Below are 20,709 nucleotides of genomic sequence, written 5' to 3' on the forward strand. Positions count from 1 at the left end.
GAGTATGGAAATACTATATCTGATCGTAGCGGTACTTTTTATTGTTCTTTTAACTACCCGACTCAAAGTACATCCTTTTCTCGCGCTTCTGATCATTTCCATCGCCTATGGACTTTTCGCCGGGATGCCTTTATTGGAGATTACAATTGCCATTAATGAAGGTTTCGGAGGTACCCTGGGAAAAATCGGATTGATCATTGTTTTAGGGGTTATCATTGGGGCTTTTCTTGAAAATACAGGAGGAGCCCAGACCATTGCCATGAAGGTTCTTGCTCTGATCGGTAAAAAGCGTATCCCTTTAGCCATGGGAGCAATAGGATATATAGTCTCTATTCCTGTTTTTGCAGATAGCGGCTTTATGCTTTTGCATCCTCTTAACAAGGGACTAAGTAAAAAGGCGGGAATATCCCTGGCAGGAGCCGCGATCGCTCTCGGGCTTGGCCTGATGGCATCACACACCATGGTTCCCCCTACTCCGGGCCCTATAGCCGCCGCCGGGATATTAGAGGCTAATCTGGGACTGGTCATTGCCTTTGGTATTCCCGTTAGCCTGATAGCTCTGGCCGCTGGTATTTTATTTGCCTCAAAATACGCCTCTCGTACATATATAGACCCTGAGAAAGGCGATACTTCAGCTGCGGAGATGAAAATTGAGACTGCCGAGGCTCCGGGGATTATGAGATCTTCCCTCCCTATCCTGATCCCGATTTTTCTTATCGTGCTTAAGTCGGTTTTGGGAGTACAGGCAAAAGGTGAAATGTCTCGAATCTATGAAGTAATCAATTTTGTAGGGGAGCCGGTTATCGCGTTGTTGATAGGGGTGTTTTTATGTCTTCTGTTGCCAAAGAGACTCAATAAGGATATGCTCTCATCCACGGGCTGGGTAGGAAAGGCGATCAAAGATGCAGCATCAATCCTCCTGATCACAGGTGCCGGCGGGATATTTGGAACAGTACTGCAGATGTCGGGGATTGCTGATCTCCTTGGAAATGCACTTCAGGATCTTAATATCGGAATCTTCCTTCCCTTTATTCTCGCTGCGGCATTGAAAACTGCCCAGGGATCATCTACCGTAGCCCTGGTTACAACAGCGTCAATTATCGCCCCCATGATGCCCTCTCTTGGATACGATTCAGAAATTCAAAAAGCCCTGGTAGTTGTGGCAATAGGTTCGGGATCGGCCATGGTTTCACATGCAAATGACAGTTTTTTCTGGGTGGTCACCCAGATGAGTGGCATGAATGTAAAAACAGGATACCGATTATTTGGATTGGGGACTTCGGTACTTGGAATTACAGGGGCAATTGCGGTTTTTATTATCTCTCTCCTCTTTACTTAATATATTTCCCGGAGTCGTTTATTGATTGTTTCAATAGATACATTTAGAAAGACCTTTGCGCCTTCTTTCAGTATTTTCTCGGAGTTAAAAAACACCTTACCATCCTCCGATTCCCCTTCTACTAAAAAATATGCTCCCATGGGGTAAACCTTTTTTACACGGGTTGCGAGGCCGGACGACTTTGCAACTTTAAATTCGTGGGCATAGACTATAATATTTCTCTTGGTGTCGGCGTAAGATTTCAACACAGTGATGGGTAAAACGTTGGCTTCTCCGAACAGGCTGGCCACATAGAAATTCCTGGGAGATTCATATACCATGGTCGTCTTTCCGTCTACCACTAATTCCTTATCCTTTAGTACCAAAGTACGATCTGCAAAAGGTAATACATCGAGATGGTCATGAGTTGCGGTAAGGCAGCTGATGTTTTCTTCTTTGAGATACTGGAAGAGATTGCGTCTAAGACTACTTTTCCTGAAATTATCTATATGGCTGAACGGCTCATCGAGCAATAGAAGATCGGGCTTTTGAGCCAGAACCCTTGCCAAAGCAACTCTTTGCTGTTGTCCGCCACTGAGATTTTTTACCTTTACCTTGGCTTCGGATGTCATTTCTATCATCTCAAGAAGCTCTTCCGTTCTTTGCTTTAATTGTTCCGGGTAAAATACAGAGAGAAATTGACTGATATTTTCTGCCACGGAGGTAAATGGCATCAGATCGAACTCCTGAGAGAGGTATTTCATATAAGACTCCCCTGGAACCAACTTGTACAAGGGCCCTTTCACCTGCTCATCCCTCCATAGAATTTCTCCTTCACCCGGAGTAAGCAAGCCGTAGATTAATTTTAATAGGGTGCTTTTTCCACAACCGCTTTCTCCCATCACCGCCACGTGTTCCCCTTGTGCTATATTAAAGGAAAGACCTTCGAGCACATTGGTTTTGTTATAGGCGAATGAGAGATTTTTTACTTGCAGCATAAGTGTGATTTCCGGAACCCAATTAAAAAATCCGCCTCCAAAGAAACGGATTTAAGCGGACCCCCGGGAAGATTAGTCCTTAAATTCTTTCAGCACCTTTTGGTTGGGCAAGGTATCAAAGCCCATATTATAAAATGTAAAGGCAAAGATATCTGCATATTGTTCGATCGTCTTGCTGATAGGGGTACCTGCCCCATGGCCGGCATTGGTCTCAATACGAATGAGGGTTGGATTGTTCCCTGCCTGATTTTCCTGCAATGTGGCAGCAAATTTAAAACTATGTGCAGGAACAACCCTGTCATCATGGTCGCCCGTCGTGACAAGCGTTGCCGGATATTCAACTCCTTCTTTTACATTGTGAAGGGGGGAATACCCTTTGAGATATTCAAACATTTCAGGATTATCCTCTGAAGTTCCATAATCATAGGCCCATCCGGCTCCTGCCGTAAAGGTATGGTAGCGCAACATATCGAGAACACCGACTGCGGGGAGCGCAACCTGCATCAGATCCGGGCGCTGAGTCATAGTAGCACCCACAAGCAAACCGCCATTAGAACCACCTCGTATTGCCAGATATTCTTTGGAGGTGTATTTGTTGTCGATCAGAAATTCTGCCGCAGCGATAAAGTCATCAAAAACATTCTGTTTTTGCAGTTTCGTTCCTGCATTGTGCCATTTCTTTCCATACTCTCCACCACCTCTTAAATTAGGTACAGCATAAACCCCGCCCTGTTCCATCCAGATGGCATTCAATACACTGAAAGATGGGGTAAGACTCACATTAAACCCTCCATAACCATATAGGATAGTCGGGTTCTTTCCATTTAATTCCGTGCCTTTTTTATAAGTAATGATTATAGGGACCTTAGTCCCGTCTTTGGAGGTATAGAAATCCTGTTTCGATTCGTAGTCTGCCGGATTGAAGTCGATTTCAGGCTTCCAGTAAGTGGTGTATTCACCTGTATCAGGATCAAATTTATAAATAGAACGCGGAGTGTTGTAATTGGTAAAAGAAAAATAGAGCGTTTCCTCCTCTTTTTTTCCGCCGAATCCTCCGGCACTTCCTATTCCGGGTAAATTCACCTCCCTGATCAATTCGCCCTGGTAGTTGTATTGTAGGATTCTGGAAATGGCATCTACCATATATTCAGCGAAAATATATCCACTCCCCGTATTCGCACCGAGAACATTTTCAGTTTCAGGAATAAGGTCTTCCCAATTTTCAGGCGCGGGGTTTGAGGCATCTACCTTCACTACCTTGAGATTGGGAGCATCCCTGTTTGTCTGGATGAAAAGAGTTGTTCCCTCATTGCCTATAATGTAACTATCCGAATCGGTATCGTCTAAAACAGTTGTAAAGAGGGAGTTGGGATCTGTAAGATCTCTGATAAGTAACTTATTCCCAGAGGTGGTTGTCCTTGGATACACAATGAGATAGCGTTCATCTTCCGTTGTTGTTGCCGATACATATCTGTGTTTTTCAGGAAGTATTCCACCGTAGATCAATTTGTCCTCGGCCTGTTCAGTACCAAGTGTATGATAGTAAAGCTTGTGCTGATCGGTCTTGGCAGACAATTCGCTCCCTTCAGGTTTGTCATAGCTTGAGTAGTAGAATCCTTCATTACCCTTCCAGGCAAGACCACTGAATTTGATATCAGTAAGTGTATCCTCGATGATTTTCATTGACTCTGCTTCCATCACAATTGCTTTCCTCCAATCGCTTCCGCCTTCGGATATCAGATAGGCTGCCAGTGATCCATCCTTGCTGAAACTTAGTCCGGCCAGTGAGGTTGTGCCGTCTTCGGAGAAGGTGTTAGGATCGAGGAAGACTTCTTCTTCCCCATTATCTTTCTTACGATAAACAACACTTTGATTCTGAAGGCCATCATTTTTATAGTAATAAGTATAGTTGCCTTCCTTAAATGGGGCGCTCAACTTCTCATAGTTCCACAGTTTTTCCATCCTGTTTTTCAGGTCTTTTCTGAAAGGGATGCTTTCCAGGTAACTGAAGGTAACCTCATTTTGAGATTTCACCCATGCCTCGGTTTCCGCACTTCGGTCATCTTCAAGCCAGCGATATGGATCCGGGACTTCAGTATCGAAATAAGTATCTACTGTGTCCACTTTTTGGGTAATCGGGTACTTCACAAGTATACGTTCTGAGGGGGATTCATTTTTACAGGCCACAAAGGTAGTAAGAGCGACCAGGACTAAGGCAAATTTCTTCATAATACTTATTGATTTATAAGCCTTAAAAATACCTTAATTTCTACTGTTAGAGTAGTCGGAGCGGCCTTTTTAACAGAATTTAAACACCCTGATCATAGGAGTTTGTTCCCCACCAGGTATTCGGCTATCTGAACAGCATTGGTAGCAGCGCCCTTCCTTAAATTATCTGCAACAATCCACATATTGAGGGAATTGGACTGAGATTCATCCCTTCTGATTCGCCCGACGAAAACATCGTCTTTGTCATGGGCGTAAATGGGCATGGGATACGTATTGGTGTCCGGATTGTCCTGCAGAACTACCCCGGGAGTTTTACTTAGCAAACGCCTTAATTCCTGAAGGTCAAAATCCCGCTCAAAAGTTACGTTTACCGACTCGGAGTGGCCTCCTGAAGTAGGGATTCTCACCGCTGTGGCCGTGATGGCAAAACTATCATCTCCAAGTATTTTTCTCGGTTCCCGGGCAAGTTTCATTTCTTCCTTGGTATATCCGTTTTCCAGAAAAACATCACAGTGAGGCAGGGCATTTCTATGGATGGGATAGGGATAAGCCATTTCAGCCTGAATACCCGCTGCCTCATTCTCCATTTGTTGCACTGCTTTTACGCCGGTTCCACTAACCGACTGGTAGGTCGATACAACTACTCGTTTCATAGTATAGGCCTTGTGTAGCGGTGCCAGAACCAGGACCAGCTGAATAGTGGAACAGTTAGGGTTGGCAATGATCTTATCCTTTTTAGTAAGGATATGGGCATTGATCTCAGGGACCACCAGCTTAATGTTGGGGTCCATACGCCAGGCAGAGGAATTGTCTACAACTGTGGTGCCAACAGCAGCAAATTTAGGGGCCCAATTTAAAGAGGTTTCACCACCTGCGGAAAATATAGCGAGATCCGGTTTTTCAGCAAGGGCCTCTTCAAGTGTGATAACAGTATAAGGCTCACCTTTGTAGGTTAGCGTCTTACCCTTAGACCTTTCGGATGCAACAAGCAGTAATTTTGAGATAGGGAAGTTTCGTTCTGCTAGAACTTTTAGCATTACCTCTCCAACCATGCCAGTGGCTCCAACTATTGCTACTTTCATAAGACCAGTTTTTTTGGTGGGCCAAAGGTACTGGAAAGCGATTTACAGCACAAGGCAGCTTTTTCAGTTTTATAAAAATATCACAATTTGTTATATAGCCAACAAAAAAACCCTATGTCTGGATAGCGTTTACAGACATAGGGATTAAAATTGTGCTAGTAGTATAGCGGTTTCGCTGTAAAAGCTACAGCTTTGAATTCTTTACTGCTTTTTCAGAAGATCTCTGATTTCAGCCAATAAATCTTCCTGGCTAGGCCCTTTTGGAGCTGCAGGTGGTTTTTTGGTTTTGTTATAAGCCTTTATGATTATAAACAGCACAAAGCCTACAATAATTAGGTTGACAATGGTATTTATCCAGGCTCCGTAGCGAATTGCGTTTTCTGCAATAGCTCCCGGTTCACCAGCAATTCCTGATGCTTCGGTAAGGACGTACTTCAAATTCGCAAAGTCGACCCCCCCTGTAAATTCACCTACAACGGGCATAATGATGTCTTTTACAAAACCGTTGACTACCTGACTAACTGCCCCGGCTAGGATAACAGCTACGGCAAACTCAATGACATTGCCTGTCATAATAAAATTCTTGAATTCTTTAAGCATGGTTTGTGTTTTAATTAGTTAATATAACCTGAGTAACGCTGACTTTCTTTAAATATTATAGTCTTTGTACTAAATAATTTTAAAAATTAGTATTCAGTATACAAACGTGGTATTCTTGGGGCTAGTCCTGTAAGAAGTTCATAGGAAATGGTTCCGGCAAATGAGGCAAATTGCTCAGCGCTCTGGCCTTCCCCAAAAATGATCACTTCATCGCCCTCGGCACAATCGATATCGGTTACATCTATCATCAACATATCCATACACACGTTTCCGATGATAGGAGCCTGTTTTCCTTTGACAAGAACTGAAGCTTTTTCATTGCCGTACTGTCTTCCAATACCATCTGCATGACCTAAGGGGAGGGTGGCAGTTGTTCTGTACCCATCTGCTTTAAATGCCCTGTTATATCCCACAGTTTCACCGGGCTCAATTCGATGTAATTGTGAAATAATAGTTTTTAATGAGGCTACCGGGCGGAGTGAGCTGTCGTATTCAGGATCATTTCCATAACCATATATACCAATTCCACTGCGCACCATGTTCCATTGTGCCTTCGGGTAATTAAGGATCCCGGAGGTATTGAGTAAATGTTTTATCGGGATGGGCCCCAAGGCACTCTCTGCCTCTACTACGATCGCTTCAAATGTTTTTATCTGAGAAAGAGTAAATTCTTTTTCCAACAAGTCTTCAGAGGCACCTAAGTGTGAAAATATGCCTTTGATTTTCAATACACCCGAATCTTCTATTTCTTTCTTAATATGCTGTATATCATTTTCCCAGAATCCGAGGCGGTTAAGACCGGTATTGAATTTAAGATGAACAGGATACTTTTCCTGAAATGCTTCTCCGGCTATCTTGTGAAACGATTTCAGGATTTTATAACTGTACAGACTTGGTTCAAGGCAATAGCTAATAAGCTCTTTAAAATTGATCTCCTGCGGGTGAAGGACTAAAATTGGACATTCGATTCCTCCCTTCCTAAGGTGTACGCCTTCAGAGGTATAAGCCACTGCCAGTGCATCAACTTCCAGAGCTACCAGTTTCCTGGCAATAACAAGGGGATCACTCCCATAGCCGGATGCCTTCACAACCCCCATAAATTTTGTAGAAGGATCAATTTTAGATCTGAGAAAACGATAATTGTGTTCCAGTGCTCCTAAATTGATTTCCAGAACCGTTTGATGGGAATCAGGCATAAGGTGGTTGGTGTAAATATATCATGCAGATTATTGGTATCCTGTTGACAAAACCCTCAGGAGGGCGGTGAACTGCCAGGAATATAATTTTATGGTTTGTTTTTTTTAGTAAGTATCACTTCTTCTGCCTTTACTTCCATCAAATTAATCTTTTCCTTCAGCATAGCTTTAAAGAAAGCTGCCCTGCTCAGGGGTTCGTACTCTTCAATTTCTCCCAATAATACCAGGCTTTCATTATCCGATTTACGAAAGCTGTAATTAGCCAGATTACCGGTTCTGGTACAAACGGCATGAACCTTGGTTACATATTCTGCCGTGGCCATAAGGGCTGGCATGGGCCCAAAAGGATTACCTTTAAAATCCATATCGAGACCAGCCACAACTACTCTGATCCCCTTATTTGCCAGGTCATTGCAGACGGTGACAATCTCATCATCAAAAAACTGTGCCTCGTCTATCCCAACTACATCACAGTCCTCTGCCAGTGGTCTTATATGTGAAGCTGAGGGTACGGGGGTAGACCTTATCTCATTCTCATCATGAGAGACAACGCGTTCATCACTGTATCGAGTATCGATGATGGGTTTAAAGATCTCTACCTTTTGTTTGGCAAATTTGGCGCGTTTCAGCCTTCGGATAAGTTCTTCTGTTTTTCCCGAAAACATTGACCCGCTGATCACTTCTATCCACCCAAATTGTTCTTTATGATTAACAGTATTTTCGAGAAACATTTTGTAATTTTAGACGAAATAAGGGATTTCCTCCGTTAGAATTAAATATGTATAAAAGTATTAAAAAAGACAGACCTTTACAGGGAAGAAAATCAAAAAAGAAATGAAGCGTAAACTGAAAGAGGAATTGGTAAAACTCTCAACAGAGATTATTACTTCTCAGGATAAGGATGATATTCCCGGGCTATATGAAGCAGCCAGAAGTCTTTACGAGAAACTGGCGGTTCTGAAACTCATTGAAGAAAAACTGGGGGATATAGAAATAGATGTTTCTAAGAACGTAATTGCTGCTAAATTCGAGAAAATGGCCACTGCCGTTATGGAAGGCAATAAGACAGTTCCCGAAAATAACCCCCATGAAGAGGATATTATGACACCCGGAATAGATACTATAAAACACATGGTATCTGAAATGCCCAAAGACCTCAATATAGAGCAGTTGTTTGCCGAATTTGTAGCGAAGACAGAAGTCCTCAAAAATGATGCAAAAGATGTTACCCCGAACCAGGAAACTCTAGACAAATCAGAGAAAGTCAAGTCTCTAAACGACAAACTCACTAATAAGGAAATTGTAATTGGCCTCAATGACAGACTGGCCTTTGTAAAACACCTGTTCAATGATAGTACTGAAGAATTTAACCGGGTTCTTTCCCAGTTAAATACCATTGAAACTGCCGATCGCTCCATGGCTTTTATTGACAATATGGTTAAACCGGAATACAACAACTGGAAGGGGAAGGAAGAATACGCAATCAGGTTTATCGCCCACATTGAACGTCGATTTTCTTAAGACATTGATTTTTTATACATACAAATTGGCCGAAAGTTGAATTCATTACTTTCGGCTTCTTATTATTAACAAACAGCCATGTCCATGGGAACACTTTACCTCGTACCTACACCTATTGGGAATCTGGAAGACATTACCTTCAGGTCTATCCGAATTCTTAAGGAAGTGGATCTGATCCTTGCAGAGGATACCCGTAACAGCGGAAAACTTCTTCAGCATTACGAGATCAATCAACCTATGCATGCCTATCACATGCATAATGAACACAAGGTCGTAGATAAATTTGTACAAAGGTTAAAAAACGGAGAATCCATGGCCCTGATCTCTGATGCAGGTACGCCGGGCATATCCGATCCCGGATTTCTGCTTACCCGGGCCTGCCTCGAATCCGGTATCCGGGTAGAGTGTCTTCCAGGAGCAACGGCGATGATCCCAGCATTGGTGAATAGCGGACTGCCATCAGAGCGATTTGTTTTCGAAGGTTTCCTGCCGGTAAAAAAAGGAAGGCAAACCAGGTTGCTGGCCCTCAAGGAAGAAAGCAGAACCATGATTTTCTATGAATCGCCCCATAAACTGTTAAGGACTTTGGAGGACCTTATCACCTCTCTGGGGAATGACAGGCCTGCTTCTGTTTCCAGGGAACTCACCAAGATTTACGAAGAAACCGTGCGTGGGTCACTTTCTGAGATTCTAGAATACTATAAGGAAAATCCAGTGAAAGGAGAATTTGTTATCGTAGTTGGAGGGAAGAAATAGTAGCTTCTGCTGAAATTATTTGTCGTAATTTTTCCGGCATGTTAGCACCTTGGCTCATCACCTTATTCACCGTCCTTGCGGTATTCTTTTTAGATCGATGGGAAAACAGACATATCAAGTCCCTCTTCGATTGGGTACCGGCCATTTTATTGGCCTATATTATTCCTGCCATCATTTCATATCTCACCGGAGTAGACTATTCCCAGGATGAGATTCATTCCTTTAGCCGGGATTATTTTATTCCCCTTGCGATCATTGCAGTTATGAGTAGTTTATCCCTTGGACAGCTCAGGGCTATTGGCTGGAAACCCATATTTCTATTTGCCGGAGGATCGGTTTTTATTGCCCTTTTTCCGGTCTTATTAGCGTTCGCTTTCCTCGATACCAATTTTGTCACCAACACCCTTGTTAATGAGGAATACTGGAAAGGGATTCCGCCAATTGTCGGCAGCTGGATAGGGGGTAGTACGAGTCAGCTTGTCCTGAAGGAAATTGTAGCCTGTCCCGAGGATATTTTTCTCTCTGTCCTTGTGATGGATAATATCCTGGTAAATATCTGGACCATCCTGATGTTCCAGTTCATCAAAGGCAGTAATCTGATCAATCGAAAATTGAAAATCACAGATTTGGGTATTCCGGAGAACCTCCGCTCCGATCCGGTAAAATCAATACCCTCTTGGGGCGTTATTGTGATTCTCCTTGGAATTGTGATTCTGACAAATCTCTGGGTAGAGAGTTTTATAGCCAAAGTAATATTGCTCTCCCTGATCGGACTTGCGATCAGTAATATATGGCCACGATGGAATTTTAAGTTTGCCCTGCGTTCAGGAGCAATTCTTATCCTGATAGTAATGGCCGTACTGGGATTAAAATTGCAGTTTGCCACTTTGGGATTTAATCCTGTATTCCTCGTTTTTCTGATCGTCTGGTTGATAGGGCATTTTGTCTTTATGATGGTCATCGCCAAAATGCTGAATCTCAACATGGCCTGGGTACCTATCGCCAGTATGGCCAATGTAGGGGGTATAGCCACGGCCCCGGCAGTAACCGCTGCCTATGAAAAGAAATGGATGCCTCATGCCGTTGTACTTGCCATTTTAAGCATGGCTACCGGCACTTTTTGGGGGGTTCTTACAATATATCTACTGGAGAATATTTTGGTCTGAAAATAAAAGAGATCAACTATGTTTACCCTTTTCCCATCCGTGTTTGCCGAGGTATTGTACCGCACTTTCCACAGCACCTCCTTCAATGGAAGTTCCCATGGAGTCGTTCCAGCGGTTGAGATAACCAAATAATGAGATTACCCCAAGCATTTCCACTATTTCCCCTTCATTCCAATGGGCGTAAAGAGCATCCTTTATTTGTTGATCAACTGCATTTGGGACCTGGGAAGCTGCCAGGGAAAAGTCGAGAGCCACCCTTTCGGCCTCAGAAAAGGCAGGATGTGTTCTGTATTCCCATATATTGTCTAATTGCTCCTGTTCGGCACCATATCGTTCAGCTGCCCTAATGGCGTGGGCCTGGCAATATCTGCATCCTGTGGCATTACTGCTTACCCAGGCAATCATCCGTTTAAGCGCTGAGGTTACCCGCCCTTGGTTTTCCATCACGGCCTTGTTTAACCCAATAAAAGCCTTTGAAATGGAAGGGCGATGCTGCATGGTTAAGATAGAATTGGGGCAAAACCCCAACGTCTCATTAAAAAAGTCGGCGAGTTCTTTTGTTTCAGCATCGTGTTCAGGAGGAAGTGGGTTGACCAGCGGCATAAATTGAATTAAGGGTTATTGTTGTAATTTTGAAATTACAAGAAACAAAAAAAACAGAGCATGACAAATCATATCAGTACCAAATGGATCGGGAATATGGCCTTTGAGAGCAATAATCCTTCCGGACTTGATTTAAAAATTGATGCGGGACCAGAAGATGGGGGTGAAGGAAACGGATACAGGCCTAAAGCTCTAATGCTAACTTCTCTGGCTGGGTGCTCTGGCTTGGACGTAGTCTCCCTATTCGATAAAATGAAATTGAAGGTAGATAAATTCCATATTGAAATTTACGCGGAACTTACCGATGAGCATCCAAAGTACTACCATAAAGTACATCTGGAATATCATTTTTACGGTAAGGAATTGGATGAGAAAAAACTACAGCGGGCCGTAGACCTTTCCGTTGATAAATACTGTGGCGTAATGGAAATGTTTCGCAGGTTTGCTACTGTTTCTACCGAAAATATTTATCACCTGAATTGAATTTATCACCTGAAAGCTGATTATAATACCGATAAATAAACTCTTTTCTGCATAGGACATACACCCGCTGATTCTACTTTATGAGCCCTGATGAAATTTGTGAAATGCGATGGACCTTAAAAGCCAAACCCGAAGAGGAAGTTGTGAAGCATCTCAGCGAGGCCATTAAAGTGTCTCCTTTGGTCGCGACCTTATTAATACAACGGGGGATAAAGAACTACGAAGAGGCACTTAATTTTTTCAGACCACAGCTGGAGCATTTGCACGATCCATTTCTGATGAAGGATATGGACCTGGCCGTAAAGAGGATAACTGACGCCATCAAATCAGAGCAGAATATTCTCATCTATGGGGACTACGACGTGGATGGAACTACCGCAGTGGCACTCGTTTCATCCTATCTGTTATCACAATACCCCAATGTAGCCACTTATATTCCCGACCGTTATGCAGAGGGTTATGGGGTGTCATATATGGGAATTGATTTTGCTGCTGACAACGACATTAGCCTTATCATTGCCCTCGATTGCGGGATTAAAGCCCTTGATAAGGTAGCCTACGCAAATGAAAAAGGAATCGACTTTATCATATGTGATCACCATCGTCCGGGAAGTGAACTTCCGGATGCAGTTGCGGTTTTAGATCCTAAAAGACCCGATTGTAACTATCCCTATGACGAATTATGTGGATGTGGTATTGGCTTTAAGCTGATACAGGCCCTGGAACAACAAAAAGGACATACGGTTAAAGGAATTATACCCTATCTCGATTTGGTAGCCACTGCAATCGCAGCAGACATCGTTCCGATCACCGGGGAGAACAGAGTCTTGGCTTATTACGGTCTGGAGGTAATCAACCAACAGTCCCGTCCGGGCTTTAGAGCCATACTGAAGGCAGTAAACAAATCCAATCTGAGTGTAACTGATGTTGTTTTTATTATTGCACCCAGGATAAATGCGGCAGGTAGAATGGAGCACGGGCGTTATGCCGTTTCCCTGCTTACAGAGACCGATCCGGTGAAAGCCGGAAAGATGGCCGCAGAAATTGAAAAGTTTAACACCGATCGCAGGGGTCTTGATCAGGAGATTACCGAGGAAGCCCTGTTACAGATCAGAGAAAACAAAGAAGAAGAGCGATACACTTCCGTGGTCTACAAGGAGAGCTGGCATAAGGGAGTTATCGGGATAGTTGCATCGAGGCTTATAGAAACCTACTACAGGCCTACGCTTGTATTTACAAAAAGCGGGGACAAACTGGCCGCTTCTGCCCGGTCTGTGAGAGGGTTCGATTTGTACAACGCCCTGGAGGCGTGTAAAGGATCGCTGGAACAGTTTGGAGGGCATAAGTATGCAGCCGGACTTACCCTAAAAGAATCGCAGTACGAGGAATTCAAGGCCCGCTTTGAGGAGGTTGTATCAAAGACCATATCCCCTGAATTACTCAGTCCGGAAATTCGTATTGATGCAGAAATCACCCTTGCTGACATTACTCCAAAATTGATGAGGATCCTCAAGCAATTTGAACCCTTTGGGCCTGGAAATATGAAACCGGTATTCCTGACGCACCAGCTACGCGATTCAGGATATGCCAAGGGAGTAGGAGAGGAAGAAAAGCACCTTAAATTAGCTGTAAAACAAGGAAATTCCAATCCAATCCAGGGCATAGGTTTTAACCTGGGCGATAAACTGCCTTTAGTGAGGGATAGCAACTTCAGTCTGGTGTATTCCCTTGATGAGAATCACTGGAACGGGAGTATAAGTCTTCAGTTAAAGATAAAGGATATCAGGCAGGCCTAGATCTCAAACTTTTTGAGTTCAAAGGTGCTTCCATCGAGAACACCATAGGTAAAATGACCTATCCAATCTCCCAGGTTAAAGTAGGTCGATTTATCATTGAGTTTTATTTCCAGGGGCAGGTGCCTGTGTCCGAAGACAAAGTAGTCATAGTGGTCCTGAGAAAGCTTTCTTTTGGCGTATTGCACCAGCCACTCGTTCTCCTCTCCCAGAAATTCCTGATCTTCTTCTCCGGAGATAAGTTTGTTATTTATGGAGAAATACTGAGCTAATCTTACTCCCCAATCGGGGTGTAACCATCGGAAGAACCACCTGGCAACGGGATTGGTAAATACCTTTTTCATCCTTTTATACCCCTTATCGTGTGGGCCCAGGCCATCGCCATGCCCTATAAAGAATCGTTTCGAGTTAATTTCAAATTGCTGGGGTTTATGGAAAACCGGAATTCCAAGTTCTTCTTCAAAATAACCGTTCATCCACAGATCGTGGTTCCCCGCAAAAAAATAGACTGGTATACCACTGTCGGTTATTTGTGCGAGGGTGCCTAGGGTGCGGACAAAGCCTTTGGGAACAACTGTTTTGTACTCAAACCAAAAATCGAAAAGATCTCCAAGTAGAAAAATAGCCGCAGCATCTTTTTTCACCTCCTCCAACCAGGAAACAAAGTGCCGTTCTCTGACAGCACTTTTAGCCCTGTCTGGCGCACCCAGATGATTATCACTGGCAAAATAGACTTTCTTTCCTGTCGGTACCTTTAGTTGTTTCATCGGGTAGTAAAGATAGAAAAATCGGTGAGGGGATCAGGGATTGTCATCCATATGCCATTCGGCATAAGCCGTTTCTGTTTCCCTGAGCTTTAAAGAATGCAATTGAATATGATTCGGAAGTCTTTTTTTTATCCTCGCTGCAATGTCGATGACCATATTTTCACTGGTTGGCTGATAATCGGCCAGGATCACTTTATGACCTCGTGTTTCCAATTCTCTTGCAAGTTCGAGATGAGGGGTGTTTTTATTAAATATCGTCGCATGATCTAAGGGATCGACCACCTCTTCCCGTACAATCTTCTTGAGATCTCCAAAATCGATCACCATACCTAATTTAACAGCACCTTCTTCTGAAATAGGCGTTCCGATCACGGTAACAGCCAACTTATAGCTATGCCCGTGGACATTCTTGCATTTTCCGTCGTAGCCGTACAAAGCGTGCCCTGTTTCAAAACTGAATTCCTTGGTTACCCTTATCCTGCTCATTTAATATAATCTTAAAGGGCAAAGGTAGGAATTCTTTAAAAGGAAGGATCAACTTTGGCCGCAGAACCGTCTGTTTGTTTTGAAAGGGGAAAAATTGCCTTTTTTAATTTGAGTCCAAAAAGAGGGCGAATCCATTTCCACCTTCTGATGAAGAATTCATATATGATAAAGGATCCTCCAAAGGTTGCAATACTAAGGATAAGAAACTTTGGCAGGAGACCCCAAGACAGATTCATTATAAAGTAACCCGCCACTATAGTGATGGTTTGATGTAAGATATAGAAGGGGTAGACAGCTTCATTAGAATAGGCCAATGTAGCACTCTGTTTATTCAAATAGTGTGCTGCGTATCCAAATAAAGCAAGGATCCAGGACCATAAATTAAAGACTTTCAGGGAAGCTTCAGTAAAATGTACCCAAATAGAGTCTTCAAATATCAGGATTAAGCTAAGGAAAGAAGTAAATCCTATTAATCCGCAACGGAGATAAAATCTGCGATGCTGGGTAACCGTTTGCCAGAATTGCTCTTTTACAGAAATCAAAAGGAAGCCATATAAAAACAAGGTAGTGTAATTCGCAATCGCAAACCAGTCGCCTATTAAAGCATGTGTGACATTAAAAAAAGGTTCCAACAGGGATTCGTACAGATACAAAGGGATCAAAAACCAAAAAAGGCCGAATCTGTTTGAAACTATTTTCTTTAGCCTGGAAATGAATCTGTTTCCCGGATGTTTTCTGAGGTAGAGGAATACCGGGAGCAGAGCTAGAGAAAAAAGCAAGAGATAGGGTAAAAACCAGAGATGGTGCCAACTTAAATTACCTTCGGGATATACACCAATAAAGGCTTTTGAAGGCCAGAAGTCAAAATAAGAACCAATAAATTGATCGTAGGCAATTCTTTCGATGTAAACCTGCGGAGGGACTATCACGAGCATTCCTACAACCAGAGGTAGAAATAGTCTTTTTATTCGTTCCAAACCAAATTGCAGCCCTGTTCTTTTGTTTAAGGCGTAATACGTACCCATACCTGAGATGACAAACAAAATGGGAAGGCGCCATTGATTGAGAAACAACATAGGAAATTTCAGCCATTCATATTCCACATTGTTTTTAATGTGATATCCCCATGGGACGAAAAACATCCCAACATGATAGAAGATGAGTAAGCCAAAAACAAAAACCCGTAACCAATCCAGATCGTAACGCCTCATGACAGATACTTTTTGCTAAAGATATTTTTAATCTGATTGCGTTCGATTTCTTTGTTTTGAATGACAAGGTTTTGGGGCCAGTGACAAGGAAATAAACCTAGTTTTTTAAACTCGCTTCAAAAGCAGGGATCATATTCCGGGAAACGGGGATCACCGCATCGCATTCCTTTAAGCTTAGTTGGTATCCCTGTGCATTGCCTTTCACATGGCTGAGGTAGGAGAGATTTACAACAAATGAACGGTGGGTTCTGATGATTTCCTTAACAGATCGAAGCTGTTTTTCAAAATCTCTTATTGATATCCTTTTTAAAACCTTAATTATTGCATTTTCCTGGACTAAATGCAATACCAGGTAATTCCCATCGGCTTTGGCATATAGAAATCGTTCCACTTCCAGATTGAATCTGTCCATTTTTACCTGGGTCTCGATGGGGATTACTAAATTTTCCTTTTTGATACTTTTGGCCATTCTCTTATGTTCAAGGATTTGAGCCTCTTTGATATATCGCGCATTAAGAAGATTAAAATTGACAGAAATAATAATTCCTACAAGGAGGATTCCAACCAGGAAGGTATTGCTGATTTCTTCGCGGAAGTAGCCCCATGACCAGTTGTTGGGATTGTCGTAAATAAGGTCGCGAATCAGGAATTGTACAATTCCGATCAGGAGGAGGAATATGGAGAGAAAAAGGATGTCTTTTCCAATTGTCCACCTTTCCTCCAGGGAAGGTGAAAAATATATGAAAGGATACATCAGGATAAGAATCAGGACCGGAGTGGCAGAATGGATTACACTAATCCAGAAATAATCCATGCGGTGTTCTGCAGGATTGACATCAAAGGGAGCAAAAAAATAATTGAACAGAAAAGCAAGAAGAAAAATAATCAGGGCAAACTGCCATAGCGACTTACCGCGAAAATAAAATGGGTAGGGCGTGTTTAATATTTTTCCTAAAGAAAAGTTCATGGATATTCCTTGAATTTCAGGGGTTAAAATAGTCGCTATTTTTTAAAAGCAGCCATCGCTTTCTTTGTATGGTCAGACAATGCCAGGGCACCCGTTTGGGCAGCTCTGTTGGTGAGTAGAGTCCCCCAATCTTCTGTCCCTTCCCACAAGGCCTGTTTTAAAGCAGCAAGGGCCATGGGATTGTATTTTGCCAATTGGGAAGTAAAAAATTCGAGTTCCTTATCCATTTCTTTGACATTGCCATAGACTTTGGAAAAAAGCCCTTTTTCTTTTGCCCAATAGGCATTCTTCCATTCGGTAGGAGACAGGGAAAGTTCTGCCAAACCGTGTGCTCCAACCTTTCTTTTTACTGCGGGGGCTATAACCAAAGGAGCAATCCCTATGCTTAGTTCAGAGAGTTTCACGGAAGCATCCTCTGTTGCGAAAACATAATCGCAGGCAGAGATGAGTCCAACCCCACCACCTACTGCTTTTCCCTGAACCCTGCCTATAATGGGCTGGGAACAGTTTCTCATGGCATTGATGACATGGGCAAAACCGCTGAAAAACTCGGTTCCTTCCTTTTGGTTGGAAACCGCCATTAGTTCGTGAAAGGAAGCCCCGGCACAAAAAGCTCCGTCCCCTTCAGATTTTAGAACAATAAGCGATACGCTGTTATCAGAAGAGAGCTCTTGCAGTTGCTTTGTAAGGCGCTGCAGTAATTCAGAAACAAAAGAATTCCCGGCCGGATGGCCAAATTCTATGGTGGCGATACCTTGGTTGACGGAGGTATATAAACTGCCATTAGCTCTGTTGGTTCCCATATCAGTTAGATTTCCTCAAAATTACGTCTTTTGCAAAAGGGGGCGAAATTTTCTCCTGAACTTCCACACCAGGGCCCCACCTCTGATTGTCATCCAGACCGTGATCGCAATCCAGATCCCGTAAAGCCCCAGATTCAAATATTTTCCGAGGAAAAGAGATGGAATAAAGCCGATAAAGGTAGCGATCAGCAGGACATTTCTGAGGTATCGCATTTCCCCCAATCCTTTAAATAAGCCGTCGAAGACGAATGCTACTGTATTCAGTGGGAGAGCGAGGATTACAATAAAGAATATAGAATAAAAGGTTTGTAATACCCGTGCGTCATTAGAAAACAACTCGCCCAGCGGGCGATAAAGAACAAATCCGATAATCATCAACACCCCGCTTACCAGTATTCCATAGAGCATTATTTTCTTGGATAATTTCCAGAGATTCGTAAAATCCCTTGCCCCCAGTAACCGGCCACCCATGATGTTTCCAGCCGCCCCATAACCATCGATAAAGAATGCGGCGAAGAGCCAGAGGTTTATAGCAATTGTATGGGCTCCGATAAATCGGTCTCCCAGAGCTGTTGCCTCCCTTACGGCTAATATCAAAGTGATGTTCAGGGCAACAGCCCTTACAAACAAATTCAGGCTCATCCCTATTAACCTCCTCAACTCCGGGTGAATAGGCAGTTTCGGCCTGAGGGAGATATTGGTTTTGGTGATTAGAAGAATAAGAGACATAACTGCCATCACCCCTTGTGAAATTAAACTGGCCCATGCGGCACCTTCCAGATACATCGGAGTGATAAAACCTTCTATCCCGTAAACCAGGATAAAATCAAGGCCGATGTTCAGTACCGCACCTACGATGGCGATCATCATAGGCCAATAAGTATTTTGCAAGCCCCTGAATATCCCCATTACTGCAAAGGCAAAAAGTGTTAGCGGAAAACCCCAGACCCGGATAGAATAATATGAAATACAGAATTCAAGGATTTTGCCTTTTGCATTTAGAAGGAGGAAAATTTCTTCGACAACAAAAACAGTTCCCAAAAGGATCACTATACTCAAAAGGACATTCAGGGTTATGGCCTGTGCAGGAAGGGTGGAAACCTGGTCCAGTTTACCGGCCCCGAGATATTGGGATATAATTGCGGAAATGGCACTGCGGGTTTGCCCAAGGATCCAGATAAGCATGGATAAAAATGCACCTACGATTCCCACAGCAGCCAGGGATTCCAATCCATTTTCGGGAATGTTTCCCACGATTGCCGTATCGGTGATGGATAGAATGGGTTCGGCGATACCTGCTATGGTTGCCGGAATGGCCAGTTTGTTTATGGTTTTAAAGCTTACGCGAGTAGTCAAATCGGCTTGTCAGATAAAGGAGTTATAGAATAAGTTCGTAACAATAAAATGGATGGGGACTTTGTTTCGGAAAATAGATCGATTCAAGTTTTTTGTACCCTCTCGCTTCATAAAATCGCTGGTTTCTCTCATTTTTACTGAAGGTATCCAATCTAACCGAGGTATAGTTTCCCGCCCTAGCCATATTTTCGGCTTTATCCATAAGTTGCCGGGCATATCCTCTTCCCTGAAGATCGGGGTGAATTGCAAGTCGGTGTACGTACAGGTTAATTTCATTGGGAGTAAGCCATTTTACAGGAATATATTCCTCATCCATCACAGTTGTAATACAAATACAACCTACAATCTGCCCATCGCTTTCCTTGACATATAACTCTCCCCTTTCGATATCATTTTTAAATATTTCTTGCGATGGGTAATGATCGTTCCATTGCTCTATTCCCTGTGCACTCATATGATGTGCACAGGCCTTTGTAATAGACATGATCTGGTGAATTTCGCCTATCTTTGCGGGTCGGATCATTTTTTAAAGTCAATTATTGCGTAAATTTAGAGTATAAATCCCTAACCACTATGAAGAACATATTAGTACCAATCGGAACCTCGCCCAATGCCCATGAAACACTTCAATTTGCGGTAGATTTTGCTGCTCAGTTCTCATCCAGTGTATATGTTATGGAAGTCTTTAACGTAACCAGCGGTGCGGGAAAATTAGCCAATATTTCTGCTAAAGTGGAAATGAGCGGGAAAGAAAGGCTGAAAGAAATCATAGGAATGGTAAATGCCAGGGATGTCGATATAAAAATTGCCACCTACAACGGAGATCTTATCGACGGATTAAAAGAAATTGATGAGGAGATAGGGATTGATCTTTTGGTGATCGCTCCAAGGAGCAATGATATAAAGGAAGAGCTTTATTTAGGGCATACTTCGGGGCGAATGATTAAGAGAACGGATATCCCTACACTGATCGTACCGAAAGGGACAAAGTTCAGTCCTTTTAAAGTAGTACTTACAGGGTTTAAGTCGGGCGTATTAAAAAGGAATAGAATCCTTGATCCCCTTATCCAGATTAAAAATAAGTTTGAGTCTGATATCCATTTACTTCTTGTAAAAACTCCCGGATATACTGACAAGGACCTGCAGGTAAATACAGCCTTGATGGATATAAGTTCTCAACTGACACTAGCGGAGCACGCGACTACTTACCTTGGTATTTTAGAGCACATTCAACTTCATCAACCCGATCTTCTCTGCGTGTTCAGGAGGAAGAGAGGGGTATTTACCAACTTATGGGAAAAGAATACAATCCATAAAGCCGAGTTCTCAGCCAAGATCCCTGTTTTGGTTCTCAGTGTTAAGAAGGATTAAATA

21 protein-coding genes are annotated in these 20,709 nt (G+C 42.9%); 7 read left to right on the forward strand and 14 right to left on the reverse strand.

Annotated features, from left to right (window positions below):
- The first annotated feature begins 4 nt into the window (after positions 1–4).
- Positions 5–1,339: a GntP family permease gene (locus AB8P51_RS06680; protein WP_369748014.1), complete on the forward strand. Its 1,335-nt coding sequence runs from the start codon at positions 5–7 to the stop codon at positions 1,337–1,339.
- On the opposite strand, the gene AB8P51_RS06685 is transcribed toward AB8P51_RS06680, so the two are convergent.
- The 6 genes from AB8P51_RS06685 to AB8P51_RS06710 form a co-directional block, all read right to left on the reverse strand.
- Positions 1,336–2,316, reverse strand: coding sequence for a sulfate/molybdate ABC transporter ATP-binding protein (locus AB8P51_RS06685; protein WP_369748015.1), 981 nt, complete (start codon positions 2,314–2,316; stop codon positions 1,336–1,338). The genes AB8P51_RS06680 and AB8P51_RS06685 overlap by 4 nt on opposite strands.
- A 72-nt stretch (positions 2,317–2,388) precedes the next feature.
- Positions 2,389–4,545 (reverse strand): prolyl oligopeptidase family protein, encoded by a 2,157-nt coding sequence (locus AB8P51_RS06690; RefSeq protein ID WP_369748016.1) that lies wholly within the window; start codon positions 4,543–4,545, stop codon positions 2,389–2,391.
- A 92-nt stretch (positions 4,546–4,637) separates the two neighbouring features.
- The gene (locus tag AB8P51_RS06695; RefSeq protein ID WP_369748017.1) at positions 4,638–5,627 is read right to left on the reverse strand and encodes an aspartate-semialdehyde dehydrogenase; all 990 of its coding nucleotides are present in this window, start codon (positions 5,625–5,627) and stop codon (positions 4,638–4,640) included.
- A 201-nt stretch (positions 5,628–5,828) separates the two neighbouring features.
- Positions 5,829–6,227, reverse strand: coding sequence for a large conductance mechanosensitive channel protein MscL (gene mscL / locus AB8P51_RS06700; protein ID WP_369748018.1), 399 nt, complete (start codon positions 6,225–6,227; stop codon positions 5,829–5,831).
- 86 nt (positions 6,228–6,313) lie between these two features.
- Positions 6,314–7,423 (reverse strand): alanine racemase, encoded by a 1,110-nt coding sequence (gene alr, locus AB8P51_RS06705; protein WP_369748019.1) that lies wholly within the window; start codon positions 7,421–7,423, stop codon positions 6,314–6,316.
- An 89-nt stretch (positions 7,424–7,512) separates the two neighbouring features.
- Positions 7,513–8,154, reverse strand: a complete 642-nt coding sequence (locus AB8P51_RS06710) for a thymidine kinase (protein WP_369748020.1) — start codon at positions 8,152–8,154, stop codon at positions 7,513–7,515.
- A 103-nt stretch (positions 8,155–8,257) separates the two neighbouring features.
- Between AB8P51_RS06710 and AB8P51_RS06715 the strand changes: the two genes are divergently transcribed.
- The 3 genes from AB8P51_RS06715 to AB8P51_RS06725 all read left to right on the forward strand — a co-directional run bounded on the left by AB8P51_RS06715 (position 8,258) and on the right by AB8P51_RS06725 (position 10,866).
- Positions 8,258–8,944: a hypothetical protein gene (locus tag AB8P51_RS06715; RefSeq protein ID WP_369748021.1), complete on the forward strand. Its 687-nt coding sequence runs from the start codon at positions 8,258–8,260 to the stop codon at positions 8,942–8,944.
- Between the two features lie 84 nt (positions 8,945–9,028).
- A complete protein-coding gene (gene rsmI / locus AB8P51_RS06720) occupies positions 9,029–9,700 on the forward strand; it encodes a 16S rRNA (cytidine(1402)-2'-O)-methyltransferase (RefSeq protein WP_369748022.1) in 672 nt (223 codons plus the stop codon).
- Between the two features lie 38 nt (positions 9,701–9,738).
- Positions 9,739–10,866 (forward strand): DUF819 family protein, encoded by a 1,128-nt coding sequence (locus tag AB8P51_RS06725; protein ID WP_369748023.1) that lies wholly within the window; start codon positions 9,739–9,741, stop codon positions 10,864–10,866.
- A gap of 12 nt (positions 10,867–10,878) precedes the next feature.
- On the opposite strand, the gene AB8P51_RS06730 is transcribed toward AB8P51_RS06725, so the two are convergent.
- Positions 10,879–11,469 carry a carboxymuconolactone decarboxylase family protein gene (locus tag AB8P51_RS06730; RefSeq protein ID WP_369748024.1) on the reverse strand — a complete coding sequence of 197 codons (591 nt, stop codon included), beginning with the start codon at positions 11,467–11,469 and terminating at the stop codon, positions 10,879–10,881.
- Between the two features lie 60 nt (positions 11,470–11,529).
- Here AB8P51_RS06730 and AB8P51_RS06735 point away from each other — a divergent pair, with 60 nt between their 5' ends.
- Together AB8P51_RS06735 and recJ are read left to right on the forward strand one after the other, a co-directional pair.
- On the forward strand, positions 11,530–11,952 hold the full coding sequence (locus AB8P51_RS06735; protein ID WP_369748025.1) for an OsmC family protein: 423 nt from the start codon (positions 11,530–11,532) through the stop codon (positions 11,950–11,952).
- 104 nt (positions 11,953–12,056) lie between these two features.
- Positions 12,057–13,748, forward strand: a complete 1,692-nt coding sequence (gene recJ, locus AB8P51_RS06740; protein WP_369748483.1) for a single-stranded-DNA-specific exonuclease RecJ — start codon at positions 12,057–12,059, stop codon at positions 13,746–13,748.
- Here the strand turns inward: recJ and AB8P51_RS06745 are convergent.
- The 7 genes from AB8P51_RS06745 to AB8P51_RS06775 all read right to left on the reverse strand — a co-directional run bounded on the left by AB8P51_RS06745 (position 13,745) and on the right by AB8P51_RS06775 (position 19,858).
- Entirely contained in the window at positions 13,745–14,512 is a 768-nt protein-coding gene (locus AB8P51_RS06745) for a UDP-2,3-diacylglucosamine diphosphatase (RefSeq protein ID WP_369748026.1), read from the reverse strand. The two genes, recJ and AB8P51_RS06745, sit on opposite strands and share 4 nt — an antisense overlap.
- A 33-nt stretch (positions 14,513–14,545) precedes the next feature.
- On the reverse strand, positions 14,546–14,998 hold the full coding sequence (locus tag AB8P51_RS06750) for a 6-pyruvoyl tetrahydropterin synthase family protein (protein ID WP_369748027.1): 453 nt from the start codon (positions 14,996–14,998) through the stop codon (positions 14,546–14,548).
- A 35-nt stretch (positions 14,999–15,033) separates the two neighbouring features.
- Complete coding sequence (locus AB8P51_RS06755) at positions 15,034–16,209, reverse strand: acyltransferase family protein (protein WP_369748028.1); 1,176 nt, start codon at positions 16,207–16,209, stop codon at positions 15,034–15,036.
- A 97-nt stretch (positions 16,210–16,306) separates the two neighbouring features.
- On the reverse strand, positions 16,307–17,176 hold the full coding sequence (locus tag AB8P51_RS06760; protein ID WP_369748029.1) for a LytTR family transcriptional regulator DNA-binding domain-containing protein: 870 nt from the start codon (positions 17,174–17,176) through the stop codon (positions 16,307–16,309).
- Between the two features lie 35 nt (positions 17,177–17,211).
- Complete coding sequence (locus tag AB8P51_RS06765; protein ID WP_369748030.1) at positions 17,212–17,979, reverse strand: enoyl-CoA hydratase/isomerase family protein; 768 nt, start codon at positions 17,977–17,979, stop codon at positions 17,212–17,214.
- A gap of 21 nt (positions 17,980–18,000) precedes the next feature.
- Positions 18,001–19,335 carry an MATE family efflux transporter gene (locus AB8P51_RS06770; protein ID WP_369748031.1) on the reverse strand — a complete coding sequence of 445 codons (1,335 nt, stop codon included), beginning with the start codon at positions 19,333–19,335 and terminating at the stop codon, positions 18,001–18,003.
- A gap of 22 nt (positions 19,336–19,357) precedes the next feature.
- Positions 19,358–19,858 (reverse strand): GNAT family N-acetyltransferase, encoded by a 501-nt coding sequence (locus AB8P51_RS06775; RefSeq protein WP_369748032.1) that lies wholly within the window; start codon positions 19,856–19,858, stop codon positions 19,358–19,360.
- A 50-nt stretch (positions 19,859–19,908) separates the two neighbouring features.
- On the opposite strand from AB8P51_RS06775, the gene AB8P51_RS06780 reads away from it, so the two are divergent.
- Entirely contained in the window at positions 19,909–20,706 is a 798-nt protein-coding gene (locus AB8P51_RS06780) for a universal stress protein (RefSeq protein WP_369748033.1), read from the forward strand.
- Positions 20,707–20,709 lie beyond the last annotated feature (3 nt).

Source organism: Muriicola sp. SD30, assembly GCF_041205185.1.
GTDB lineage: Bacteria > Bacteroidota > Bacteroidia > Flavobacteriales > Flavobacteriaceae > Muriicola.